Annotated in this window: 15 protein-coding genes; 12 read left to right on the top strand and 3 right to left on the bottom strand. The window is 37.4% G+C overall.

Features of this window, described 5'->3' with window-relative positions; genetic code table 11:
* Nucleotides 1-26 precede the first annotated feature (26 nt).
* Nucleotides 27-230, bottom strand: coding sequence for a hypothetical protein (locus CXF79_RS13565; protein ID WP_011043498.1), 204 nt, complete (start codon nt 228-230; stop codon nt 27-29).
* A gap of 346 nt (nt 231-576) precedes the next feature.
* Between CXF79_RS13565 and CXF79_RS13560 the strand changes: the two genes are divergently transcribed.
* The 3 genes from CXF79_RS13560 to CXF79_RS13550 all read left to right on the top strand — a co-directional run bounded on the left by CXF79_RS13560 (nt 577) and on the right by CXF79_RS13550 (nt 4266).
* Nucleotides 577-2715 carry a CapA family protein gene (locus CXF79_RS13560; protein ID WP_101155529.1) on the top strand — a complete coding sequence of 713 codons (2139 nt, stop codon included), beginning with the start codon at nt 577-579 and terminating at the stop codon, nt 2713-2715.
* A gap of 175 nt (nt 2716-2890) precedes the next feature.
* A complete protein-coding gene (locus CXF79_RS13555) occupies nt 2891-3712 on the top strand; it encodes a zinc-dependent peptidase (RefSeq protein ID WP_198560082.1) in 822 nt (273 codons plus the stop codon).
* 155 nt (nt 3713-3867) lie between these two features.
* Nucleotides 3868-4266: an STAS/SEC14 domain-containing protein gene (locus CXF79_RS13550; RefSeq protein WP_011043494.1), complete on the top strand. Its 399-nt coding sequence runs from the start codon at nt 3868-3870 to the stop codon at nt 4264-4266.
* Between the two features lie 358 nt (nt 4267-4624).
* On the opposite strand, the gene CXF79_RS13545 is transcribed toward CXF79_RS13550, so the two are convergent.
* Entirely contained in the window at nt 4625-5410 is a 786-nt protein-coding gene (locus CXF79_RS13545) for a slipin family protein (protein WP_011043493.1), read from the bottom strand.
* Nucleotides 5394-6758: an NfeD family protein gene (locus tag CXF79_RS13540; RefSeq protein ID WP_011043492.1), complete on the bottom strand. Its 1365-nt coding sequence runs from the start codon at nt 6756-6758 to the stop codon at nt 5394-5396. Before CXF79_RS13540 ends, CXF79_RS13545 begins: the two co-directional genes overlap by 17 nt.
* Nucleotides 6759-7042: 284 nt before the next feature.
* Between CXF79_RS13540 and CXF79_RS13535 the strand changes: the two genes are divergently transcribed.
* The 9 genes from CXF79_RS13535 to folK all read left to right on the top strand — a co-directional run bounded on the left by CXF79_RS13535 (nt 7043) and on the right by folK (nt 12075).
* Nucleotides 7043-7456 (top strand): LexA family protein, encoded by a 414-nt coding sequence (locus CXF79_RS13535; protein WP_101155525.1) that lies wholly within the window; start codon nt 7043-7045, stop codon nt 7454-7456.
* Nucleotides 7444-8700: a Y-family DNA polymerase gene (locus tag CXF79_RS13530; RefSeq protein WP_101155523.1), complete on the top strand. Its 1257-nt coding sequence runs from the start codon at nt 7444-7446 to the stop codon at nt 8698-8700. The genes CXF79_RS13535 and CXF79_RS13530 overlap by 13 nt, the downstream gene beginning before the upstream one ends.
* A 194-nt stretch (nt 8701-8894) precedes the next feature.
* A complete protein-coding gene (locus CXF79_RS13525) occupies nt 8895-9266 on the top strand; it encodes a hypothetical protein (protein WP_041736963.1) in 372 nt (123 codons plus the stop codon).
* Between the two features lie 77 nt (nt 9267-9343).
* Nucleotides 9344-9550, top strand: coding sequence for a hypothetical protein (locus CXF79_RS13520; protein ID WP_011043488.1), 207 nt, complete (start codon nt 9344-9346; stop codon nt 9548-9550).
* Between the two features lie 57 nt (nt 9551-9607).
* Nucleotides 9608-9979, top strand: a complete 372-nt coding sequence (locus tag CXF79_RS13515; RefSeq protein ID WP_101155521.1) for a VOC family protein — start codon at nt 9608-9610, stop codon at nt 9977-9979.
* 62 nt (nt 9980-10041) lie between these two features.
* Nucleotides 10042-10584 (top strand): GTP cyclohydrolase I FolE, encoded by a 543-nt coding sequence (folE, locus tag CXF79_RS13510; protein WP_011043486.1) that lies wholly within the window; start codon nt 10042-10044, stop codon nt 10582-10584.
* On the top strand, nt 10584-11360 hold the full coding sequence (locus tag CXF79_RS13505; RefSeq protein ID WP_101155519.1) for an SDR family oxidoreductase: 777 nt from the start codon (nt 10584-10586) through the stop codon (nt 11358-11360). Before folE ends, CXF79_RS13505 begins: the two co-directional genes overlap by 1 nt.
* On the top strand, nt 11333-11683 hold the full coding sequence (locus tag CXF79_RS13500) for a dihydroneopterin aldolase (protein WP_011043484.1): 351 nt from the start codon (nt 11333-11335) through the stop codon (nt 11681-11683). The genes CXF79_RS13505 and CXF79_RS13500 overlap by 28 nt, the downstream gene beginning before the upstream one ends.
* Nucleotides 11683-12075, top strand: a complete 393-nt coding sequence (gene folK / locus CXF79_RS13495; RefSeq protein WP_011043483.1) for a 2-amino-4-hydroxy-6-hydroxymethyldihydropteridine diphosphokinase — start codon at nt 11683-11685, stop codon at nt 12073-12075. Before CXF79_RS13500 ends, folK begins: the two co-directional genes overlap by 1 nt.
* Nucleotides 12076-12123: the final 48 nt, after the last annotated feature.

Below are 12123 nucleotides of genomic sequence, written 5' to 3'. Positions count from 1 at the left end.
ATTGTTTCGCGAAATAGCCGTTCTAATTAGTTATAGCCCAGTACATAGCTATAGTTCGCTTCTTCAACTAAATCAAAACATCTCATTAGAGCGGAGGTTTTCTGAATCACCTTATTATTTATTGGGGTGCTATCTTTTACTTGGCTAGTTGCTGAACTAGTCACGAGGTTATCTGCAGGGCTATTGTTGCTTTTTGTTATTTGCACTTGGGTATTGTTAGTATCAGCCATTTTCATCACCTTGTTAAAACAGTTATTAATTATCTTGAATTAACATAATGTAATTTTATTTTGAAAAATGATAAGACTTAAGTTTTGCTTAGCCATAAAGGCAGGTTATACCAACTAAATTAAGTCAATGAGCAATGTTAAGTGAGGATAAATTTTCAAGAGCAGGGCGCTTCAACGAGTAATAGCTGACTATTAGGATTGAAAGCTATCTTGTAAAGATATTATCAACCCATGCCCTTAGGTTATATATCAGCTATGGATAAGAATGAATTTATTATTTTTGTTTGTATATACTTGATTGATAACTTATTAATAGCCTTGTAGAGGCAACAAACTTGGAACAAATATGCGACAGTTTATAACGATAATAATTTTAATAACTGCTTTTGGTTTTCAGCTTAATGTTAATGCAAATCAAACGGTCAACATTACAGGGCGTTTGCTTGATGAATCACAACAGCCTCTTAGTATGGTAAATATCACCTTAAACAATAAATCAGTTACCAGCGATAAACAGGGACGTTTTGTCATACCTACAGCCACTAAAGATATCTATCAGCTCAACTTTGTTAAAAAAGGCTACTTTAAAAGCATTCAAACGTTTAGTCATTATGAACTTTTCTCTCAGAATCAAGAAAAAACTCATGCTGCTATTGCAGACCTCACTTTAGTTACCAAAAAAGCTAAGCGAGTCATGTTAGCTTTTGGTGGTGATGTCATGATGGATCGACGTTATTATAAACCTTACTTTGGCGATTCTATTTTGATTTATCCAGAGACTAGGCTCAGTGATAGTAAGGCGATAGTTGAAAACATAAAACCTTATATGAGTATTGCGGATTACGCAGCAGTTAATTTAGAAACACAAATTGCCAATAAAACACCTGGAGATCGTGCGCCTAAGTCAGTTACATTTTATTCTAGACCTGAAATACTCGACGCTTTAGTGTGGGCAGGTGTTGATTACGTAAGTTTGGGTAATAATCACACCTATGATTATTTAGAGCCAGGTATGGAGTCGACTTTAGCCTTTTTACAGCAAAGTCCTTTAGGGTTTTCTGGTGCGGGGATGAATGCAAAACAAGCACTAAAGGCTCATCACGATACAATTAACAATACCGAATTCTCTATGCTAGGTTATGTCGGCTGGGAAGGAAGTTCAGAGCCTACGCAAACAGCTAATCACGAACACGGCGGCGCTGCTTATGGTTCAATGACTAATATTATTAACTCTGTTCAGCAAGAAGTGGGGCAAAATAGAGTCACCATAGTGCAATATCATGGTAGTCAAGAGTACGCTAACAGCCCAACAGGTGTTACCGAGCAACGATTAAAATCAGCATTAGATAATGGCGCAGCACTCGCCATTGCCCATCATCCTCATGTAACTCAGGGTCTAGAGCTGTATGACAACAAGCTCATTGCGTACTCAATGGGCAATTTTATCTTTGATCAAAACTTCAGCGCCACACAACATAGTTTCATTTTGTATGTTTGGTTAGATGAAGGTGAATTTCATCGCGCGGAAATAGTTCCTTTATACGTTAAGGGTTATAAGCCAACGCCTGCAACAGGTACTAATCGTTATACTGTGATGAAGCGTTTAACCGAACTTTCTAAGGTTAGAAATACCCTTATTACCCAATCGGGTGGTCACGGTATAATTACCGCCAAAAGACCATCAGTGACCGTTAAATCAGTTAACAATACACAGGTTAAAGTTAAAGCCGGTGTTAACACACCCGTTAAACATGAATTAACTTTTTCAAAAGGCAGCAAGATAGCGAGTTTGTATCACCTACCATGGCATAAACAGCTGAGTGAAGTATGGATAGAAGACGAAAATGTAAAATATCGTCTGGGTAAAAATTTAGTTAATGGCAGTAACTTTGAGAGCTTTTCAACGTTTGATAGCCCAGAACGAGGTTTGTTTTTTGATAGAAGTATCATGAGTTTAAATAATTATGGCGCGAGTGGTAATACAAGTATTGCTTTAGCACTTAATAACCAACAATCTACGTCTTTTGGTGTAAAAAGTTTTTGGCGTGTTTATTCTGCCAGTAGACAAGTTACCATTAAAGCAAATTATCAAAGTAAAAAAGCCGTTAAATTACACTATTACTGGCAAGGAAGAAAAAAGAAACAAAAGTTATTTGATGCCTTTGAAAATAGTCCTAAAAACTTAATTAAAACTGTTGAATTAAGCGGTTCAGATACATGGAAAAATGTAGAAGTTGACTATAACTCCCCAAGAGTCGGTTACAAAAGTTATCGTGTATTGGTAGAAGCTGAGTTGGTAGATGGCACCACAACCCAGTTAGATATTGACGACTTTGCTGTCATTGAATGGCATAGCGCTTTTACAGATAATCCGGTACCACAGTTTTTTTCCCTTGATAGCCGACAACCCGCTTACTTGAGCTTATCTAATATAAGTGAAACGATTAGAACCAAGTCAAACGCGGTTGTTATTATCACCAATTAACAAACGCCATCTAGCGTTATATCTACGGTCAGTATCCCTTGAATATACTTAAGTGGTACTGACCGTTATTTCTTATTATTACGATTGAAAGTACTAATCGCTTGAAATTGTCTTCATTCATACCAAGATATGAGTAAGGTTCACTATTTTAATACATTGGTATCATTAAGGTTTTATTTTGATTATTCTTTTGCCCCTATTTATTGGTATGGCGATTATTGGCTACTTAATGGCAAAGCCGTATTGGCGGGAACATAAGCGCGATAAAATAAGAAGCCTACCTTTCAAAAAGCAATGGCGTAAAATAATCCAGCAACGCATGCCTTACTTCAAGCAAATGCCAACAGATTTACAGCTACAGCTTAAACAACATATTCAAGTATTTATTGCAGAGAAAGATTTTATCGGTTGCAACGGTATTAAAATAACGGAAGAAATAAAAATTACCATTGCTGCTCAAGCTTGTTTATTACTGCTGAATAGAAAAACGGATTATTACCCTAAATTAAAAACGATTTTAATCTACCCAAGCGCTTTTCTTAAAGAGCAAAACCAGCGTAATGCTGATGGTGTTCAATTTACCAAAAAAGTCGCTTTAGCAGGTGAATCATGGGACTTTGGCAAAATAGTCTTATCTTGGCAAGACAGTCTACATGGTGCAGAACTACCCAATGATGGCCACAATGTGGTAATCCATGAATTTGCTCATCAACTAGATCAAGAAAATGGTAAAGCCAATGGCGCGCCCATTTTGGGTAAAGATCAAAGTTATCAATGTTGGTCTACAATCTTTTCACAACAGTTTAAAATATTACAAAAGCAAGCCGCTGCGGGTACACCATCAATATTTGATTATTATGGTGCCACTGAGCCAGCAGAGTTTTTTGCCGTAGTGAGTGAAGTGTTTTTTGAGAAATCTAAGCAACTATCTATAGAGTATCCTGCACTTTATCGTCAACTGACTAATTATTACAAAGTTGACCCCATTCATTGGTAAATATTTAGTATAAGTGTGCATTGAGCACCGTTAGATGCCAGTATAAAAAGTTAAAGTTATCAATATTATAAAACACATGACAATAATCCATATGTTTAGCTATACTAATATTTGTTAGGGAATAACAACATCAGTAATAGGGATTTAGTTAACATATGGAAATACACCAAATATCATTTGCCAAAGTCGGCATACTTAGTCATGACCTCGCAGAAATTACGGTTGATAATGGCGCAGATATTACCCTTAGCATGGTAAATGAACTTCATCAATTATTACTCTCACTGTTTAGTGAATCATTTTCATTACTTATTAATAAAACCAATTCCTATTCTACGCAACTTGATGCGCTAATCCATTTTGGTACTTTGCCCGCCATAGATAAAATAGCAGTATTTGCACCCAATAAATTAGCTAAGATGAGTGCTGATTTTTCAGCAACTATTCCAAGTTCTAACGCGTTAAATATTGAAGTGTTCACCGAACGTGATGATGCACTTGTTTGGTTGATAGACAAAAAAAGTTCTGCTGCCGGTCATAATTATCTATGGTAATCGGAGGGATGCTTTAAGTGGATAAGATAAGTCACATCTTGACGTTATATCACGAAAAATTAAAACGTTTACTCTCAAACCTCCAGTAACATTCGCTCAAAATGTTCCTAAAACGTAAATTTAAGTCATTTACTTTAAACAATATAAAACCCAACTGCAATCACTAAACTACTTGTTATATATGGAGTTTATATTTAATTCTTGGTAACGCGTTATTTTTTGTTATGGAAATAACATATAACATTAGATGAGACTCTATTTAGAGTGCTGTTATGACTTGATGCTCGTATTCAATTTCACTCTTGGTCCAGTTGAATGGTGTGGGCTGGTCCAATTAACGGTGTAGTGAAATTTACAGTCATTGTTTATTATCATGATTTTTTGGAGAAAATAATCCTTTCAGTAACTCCATAGGCAGAGGAAATAATATAGTAGAGTTTTTCTCTCCCGCAATTTCTGTCAATGTTTGTAAATAACGTAACATTATTGCATTAGGCTCTGTGCTCAGTTTATTGGCCGCCTCACTCAACTTTTCTGCCGCTTCCATTTCTCCCAGTGCATGAATCACTTTGGCTCGACGGGTCCTTTCAGCTTCGGCTTGTTTTGCTATCGCTCTGATCATGGTTTCATTAAGATCGATATGTTTTATTTCAACATTAGATACTTTTATCCCCCAGCCATCAGTTCTTGCGTCTAATATTTCTTGAATGTCGATGTTAAGCATTTCTCTGCTTGCCAACATTTCATCTAATTCGTGTTGACCTAATACCGAACGCAAGGTGGTTTGAGCTAATTGTGATGTGGCTTGTAAGTAATTTTCGACATTGATTATCGCTTTTTGTGAGTCGATAACTCGGAAATAAATAACAGCATTTACTCTTACTGATACGTTATCTCGACTGATGACATCTTGGCTTGGTACATCCATTACTACGGTTCGTAAATCAACACGAACAATCTGTTGAATTAATGGAATAATAATCACTAAACCAGGCCCTTTGACTTTGTCAAAACGTCCAAGAAAAAATACTACACCACGTTCATATTCACGCAAAATCCTAAATGCACTTAGCAGTAATGCAATTAATAGAATAATGACCACAACGGTGAATATTTGTTGGGTATTATTAAACACAACGTCCATGATTGTTCTCCTCTTCTCTACAAGGGATGGTAATTAAGGTTAAACCATCAATGGCTTTAATCTTAACGGCTTGGTTTTGCTTAACGGGCTGTGTAAATTCTGCCGCCCAACGCTCACCATTAATTGTCACAAAACCTTGATGAGTAAAACTTGCTTCGGCAAAAGCAATAGCGCCAATCAATTCTTCTTGTCCGCTTACGATTTTGTTCTTTCTTTTTCGCCACATTAATCCCAAGGAAAGCACAAAAAATAGTATTGATACAAAGGCAAAAGCAGCAATAAGAGGGAGTGAAATTTGATATTGCGGTTGCTCAGTATCGATTAAAAAAATAGATCCGAGTACAAAAGCAATAGTGCCCCCAATACCAAACACGCCAAAACTAGGCATGATAGATTCAATGATTAGCAAACTTATCCCTACGAGTAACAAGGCAAAACCTGAGTAATTTAAAGGTAAAAGTTGAAAAGCATATAGCGCAATCAAAAGCGAAATTACCCCAGTAATTCCTGCTACCCCTACGCCGGGACTATAAAACTCCAACACTAAACCATAGATCCCTATAAGCATTAAAATATAGGCGATATTTGGATTGGTGATCGTGGCAATAAAGTCATTACGCCAATTGGGGGGGACCGCTTTTAGTTGTGTGTTGTCTGTTGTCACCTCAGCAAAATGATGTTCTGAATGCTTTTGCTTTATGATAGTGGCAAATAACGCTTCGGCTGTTGGTACAATAAAGTTAATAACATTTTCAGCGAGCGCCTCTTCTGCAGTAAGGGTTGCCGCTTCAGAGACGGCTAATTCAGCCCATTGTTCATTCCTGTTGCGTAGTTGTGCTAACGAACGGATATAGGCAATGGCATCATTTAATACTTTTTTTTCCATAGCTGAAGGTGATTTGTTTTTTTTATCTTCACCTTGATTTGACGCTGGTGGGGCTATACTGACTGGCGTAGCGGCACCTAGGGTAGTTGCTGGCGCCATAGCGGCATAATGACATGCGTATAGCATATAAGTGCCAGCGCTTGCCGCACGTGCACCTTGAGGATAAACCAAACAAGCAATGGGTATTGTAGAATTTAATATCTGTTGATTTATCTCTCGTAGACTTGAACTCAGACCACCGGGTGTATCTAGCTTTATGATCACTAACGGAATGCTTGAATCATTATTAGCTTTGGTTATTTCTGTGACGAGGTACTCACTTACCGCTGGTCCGATCGCACCATCGATTGAAAGCACAGGTACTGTCCACTTACTTTGGTTAAGCGGGGGGCTTAACTGTGCATTGCCATATTGTTGAATAAGCAAAATAAAAGTTATAAGAAACAAAATCTTTTTGAGCATCTGTATTTCCAACCTTCATCCTTATGTTCAGTATAGTTCTAAATCTGAGTTTTTTGATCACATTTAACAACAAATGAAAGAGTAAAGTAGGGTGCTACAAAGTTAAAATAATTACGCTTGTCACATAATAGTCACTGCATGTAAGTCGATGGCTCAATAATATTTAGGGTTTGCTGTCTGAATTTAATAAAGCATGAGAAAAACTCGAATTATAGACTCAGTACTTCATAAATTAAGTAAACCGCACTATACTGTATGTAATTACAGTATAGTGCGGTTTTAATATGAAAGTTATTCCAATATATGCCGAAGCTGGTATTTCAGGCTTTGAATCTCCAGCAGCAGAATATAAAGAATTAGGCTTATCGCTTGATCAATTAATCATAAAACATCCCAATGCTACCTTCATTGGGCAGGCTTCTGGCCAATCAATGAAAGGGGTAGGAATATTTGATGGCGATATTCTTATTGTCGACAGATCATTAACCGCTAGAAATGGTGATGTTGTTGTGGCTAATTACAACGGTTGTTTCGTCTGTAAATTGATCGACAAGGTGCAAGCTAGGCTATTATCGGCCTCTGCTGATTTTGCGCCTGTCTCAATTACCCCTGAAGATGAATTTTCACTAGAGGGCGTTGTTACTCGCTCTATTCGCTTACATCATAAATCTCCAGAGTTAGCGGCATGTATGCTTTAGTTGATGCAGTATCATTCTACGCAAGTGCTGAAAAAGTTTTTGACCCCAGCATACGTAATAAACCCGTTGTTGTTTTAACTAATAATGATGGTTGTATCTGCGCTGTCTGTCCGATTGCAAGACGCCTTGGTATTCCAAAATTTATACCGTACTTTCAAGTTAAATCACTACTTGAAAAGCATGGCGTGGTTGTTCGTTCTTCAAATTATGAGTTGTATGCGGATTTGAGCGAACGAATGATGAATGTCATAGGCCGCTTTTGTGATAACCAGTATATATACAGCATTGATGAGTCATTTTTATATTTTGATCATTATGAAAGCTGCATAAAGGATTGGCACGAATATGGACATAAAATAAGAAAAGCCATTTGGAAAGAAACGAGACTTCCCGTCGGTGTTGGTTTTGGTGAAACAGCAACACTGTCAAAAGCGGCAAACCATGCAGCCAAAAAACTCTCTAGTTTTAATGGTGTAGCCGTTATTAATAGCGCAGTAAGCAGAGACGAAATACTCAAGCGCATGGCGGTAGATGAGGTATGGGGCATCGGGCGAAAAATATCGAAACGATTAGGGCTTGAGGGTATTAACAACGCCGCGCAGTTAGCAGAGCAAGATCCTAAACATATACGAAAACAATTTAGCGTAGTAACTGAAAGAACCGTGAATGAATTAAACGGCATCAGTTGTTTGTCTTGGGATGAGGTGAAATCACCCAAAAAAGAGATTTTCTCAACACGAAGTTTTGGACAGCGCATTACCACAAAAAATGAATTACGCTCTGCGTTGGTAACACATGCAGCCATTGTAGGAAGGAAAGTGAGAAGACAAAATTCACTCATTAAAAAGTTAATGATATTTGCCTCTAACTCGCCATATGATGACTTGTATTACAAGCAAGCCATGGTTTTTCCATTTATCATAGCGACCGAAAATACCTGTGAAATGGCGAGTGCGGTAAACCAAGTTATTGATTCTATATACAAAGCAGGGATAAAATTTTACCGTTGTGGTGTAGGTGCAATCGAATTAAATAGTAAAACGTTTATACAGCCAGACTTATTTATGCCCGATCACACTAATAGTAACGTAATGAAATGCTTAGATAATGTGAACCATAGATACGGAGATAGCACCTTAAAATTGGCCGCTGAAGGGCATCATGAAAAGTGGCAAATGCGACGAGCGTTTTTAAGCCCTCAGTACACCAGTCAATGGCGAGATATTCCCAAAATACAGTGCTAGTCGTTATGACCAGAGTATTTTATAGCGTTTAGAGAAATATCTATTGCTTAATATTTTTCTTAATTTAATGAAAATACACCATTTAATACGATTGGTATAACCTATGATTTAGTGTAAGTTATTTAATATTCTAGGAAATAAGGTTTCTGATACATCAACATAATAAGCGATTGTGTTTTTTAATAAGGCTGAATATGAATCAAGTTAAGGGTTTTACTTTATCAATTGTGATAGTCATTATTTCATTTGTCATTTCCGCGTTTTCTGCGGGACTACTTGCTGATTTAGCTGGTGTTTGGAAAAAACCGATTATAGGGGCGGTTGCTGCTTTTTGTGTGGTTATTGTTGGTTATGCTACAGCACCTAGCCATAAGCGACTGGCATCAGCTATTTGGTTAATTGTAGGCGCTATTTCAGCGTGGTTTTTAGCGGGTGATTCATATTACCCAGAAGATTATGAACACGCATATCAGCTTACGATAATTCCTTTACTCGCAACCTATCTTAGTGGACTACTTGCCTTATTACTCTGTATAATGTGGCACAAAAATAGAACAAGAACATAAGCTTGGACACGCAACCCTTGGCTGTGGTCTACTTCATTTCATCATTTAGTCGACTAGTATCAATAAGAGGATTCTAAATGGATAGTGCATCAATAATGCTTTGGAGTGTTTTGTTTGGTGGTATAGGTATTGGCTATTTCATGTATGGTAGGAAGCAAAGAGCTATTGTTCCTTTCTGTATCGGTTTATCACTTTTTGTCTTCCCATATTTTATGTCTAGTGTAACTATGTTGCTTATTGTAGGTGTTATTTTAGTGGCGATACCTTATTTTATTAAAGTCTAAGCGTCACTACGATTAACCTTGTAACCAAGCTTTAGTCATAAAACTGAGGAGTATAAGATGAAATTAGGTGCATTTTCGGTAAGTTTGGCGGTAAGTAACATCGAAGCATCAAAAGTGTTTTATCAAAAGGTCGGCTTCGAAGTCATTGGTGGTGATCAAACTCAACACTGGTTAATACTTAAAAACGGTGAGCATACTATAGGTTTATTTCAGGGCATGTTTGAAGGTAATATAATGACTTTCAATCCTGGTTGGGATAAAGACTGTAAAACGCTAGAATCCTTTACTGACATTAGAGAACTCTTAAAAGAATTTGAGGCTCAAGGTGTTGAAATAATACAACAATCTATTAGTGGTGAAAGCGGTCCTTCAAGTTTTTCTATTAAAGACCCTGATGGTAATGCAATCCTAATAGATCAGCATGTGTAAGCAACCATCACAAACCATAATGCATTAATATAAAGAATTAACATAAATAAGCAGGTAACCAAGTGGAACAAAATTTTAAATCGATTATTGAACAAATAGGGGAAGATTCGAGCCGTGAAGGTTTGGTAGATACGCCAAAACGCGCAGCTAAAGCAATGAAATTTCTCACTCAGGGTTATGAGCAAGATTTAGACACTGTTATTAACGGAGCTTTATTCAGCTCAGATTGTAATTCAATGGTAGTGGTAAACAACATTGAACTCTATTCGTTGTGCGAACACCACATGTTACCTTTTACTGGTCGTTGCCACATTGGTTATATCCCAAACGGCAAAGTATTAGGTTTATCTAAACTCGCTCGTATCGTTGATATGTTCGCACGTCGTTTGCAAATTCAAGAGAATTTAACGCAAGAAATTGCCAATGCCATTATGGATGTTACCGGTGCAAAAGGGGTTGGTGTGGTTATGTCTGCATCGCATTTATGTATGCGTATGCGTGGTGTTGAAAAACAAAACTCTGAAATGAAAACCTCATGTATGCTCGGTTCGTTCATGAAATGTAAAGATACCCGTGCTGAATTTTTGCAGTTGATTAGAGATTGATGAATAGCGCTGCTTGGGTGTTAGTCACTGGAGGAGCAAAGCGCATCGGCGCGTTCCTCAATCAAGAGTTTGCCAAAAGTGGTAAGAATATTGTGCTGCATTACAATCATTCTGAAACGGCTGCCATTGCATTAAAAGCGCAATTAGAAGCACTTAATATCAAAGTGGTCTTATGGCAGGCAAATTTAGATGATCCAGCGACAATTGAGCAACGATTTGAAATATTGCTGGCGCAAGTACCTCATATTGAATTACTGATAAACAGTGCTTCCGTCTTTGGTCAAGGCTCATTACTTGAATCGTCTTTAGCGCAAATTCAAAGCAATCTAAATATTCATCTTACGAGTCCTTGGCTGTTAATTCAGGCACTAGTAAAACAAAACAAGCCGTGCCAAATTATAAATATTTCAGATGCCAATTTATCGCACCTATATACCAATAAGTCGGCGTATTTCATCTCAAAAAAAGCGCAGGAAACATTAACTGAATTGGCAGCAATCGAATGTGCACCCAATGTACGAGTTAATGCGATAGCGCCGGGCTTTGTTTTAGATGCGATGGATCAAACGAGTACCGCGAAAAGTAAACAGGATTCTAGCCAAGTAGCTACTCAGATAGATAGCAAAGATATGAACCTTTTACAGCGTAAAGTACCGTTAGCTGATTTATATTCAGCGATTGAATTTTTAGCAAAAAACAATTCCATCACGGGACAAACATTACAGATAGACGGAGGGAGTCACTTACAATGTCCAGCATATATGTTGAAAAATTAGAGATTTACGCCATTCTCGGTATTACCGAAGAAGAACGCAAGAACAAACAAAAACTCATTATTGATTATTGGATTGAAGCAGACATATCTAAAGCGATGTTATCTGATGACATCGAAGATTGCGTTAATTACCGCACCATCAATAAAGAAATTTTAGAGGTTGTGCTCAATTCCAGTTACAAAACTATTGAACGGTTATTGGGCGTGCTATTAGACTTAATTATCTCGTTTGATGGTGTACTCCACGCTAAATTGCAAGTGGCTAAACCTGGCGCTTTACGCTACGCAAAAAATGTTTCTATTACTGCGGAACGTTCAGCTTAATGCCATTTTACATTGTCGCTGTCGGCTCAAACATTAATGCACAAGTAAATATACACCAAGCGTTTGAGCTGATTGAAAAAATCGATTCCCAGGCAAGTATGGCAACATTGCTAAGTACTGAGCCTGTGGGATTTACCGAGCAGGCAGATTTTACTAATACCGCCTTTTCATTTGATTGTGTGCTTAATGCAACTGACTTAAAAGCTCACTTAAAGATTATAGAAAATCAATTGGGGCGAGTACGCACCAGCAATAAAAATGGTCCGCGACCTATTGATTTAGATATTGTTAAAATAGACAACGACATTGTTGATGACGATTACCATCAATACGATTTTGTTAAAAAATCAGTCGATGAACTCGTTTCTAAACGTGCTATGAAAAATAAGTAACATCTGCGATGGAGAGGTTACACTAAGCAATATTGACGCTAAACGAGA

This window comes from Colwellia sp. Bg11-28 (assembly GCF_002836245.1).
GTDB classification, from domain to species: domain Bacteria; phylum Pseudomonadota; class Gammaproteobacteria; order Enterobacterales; family Alteromonadaceae; genus Colwellia; species Colwellia psychrerythraea_A.
The sequence above is the reverse complement of the archived record's forward strand: the minus strand, read 5'-3'. Positions and strand labels throughout refer to the sequence as shown.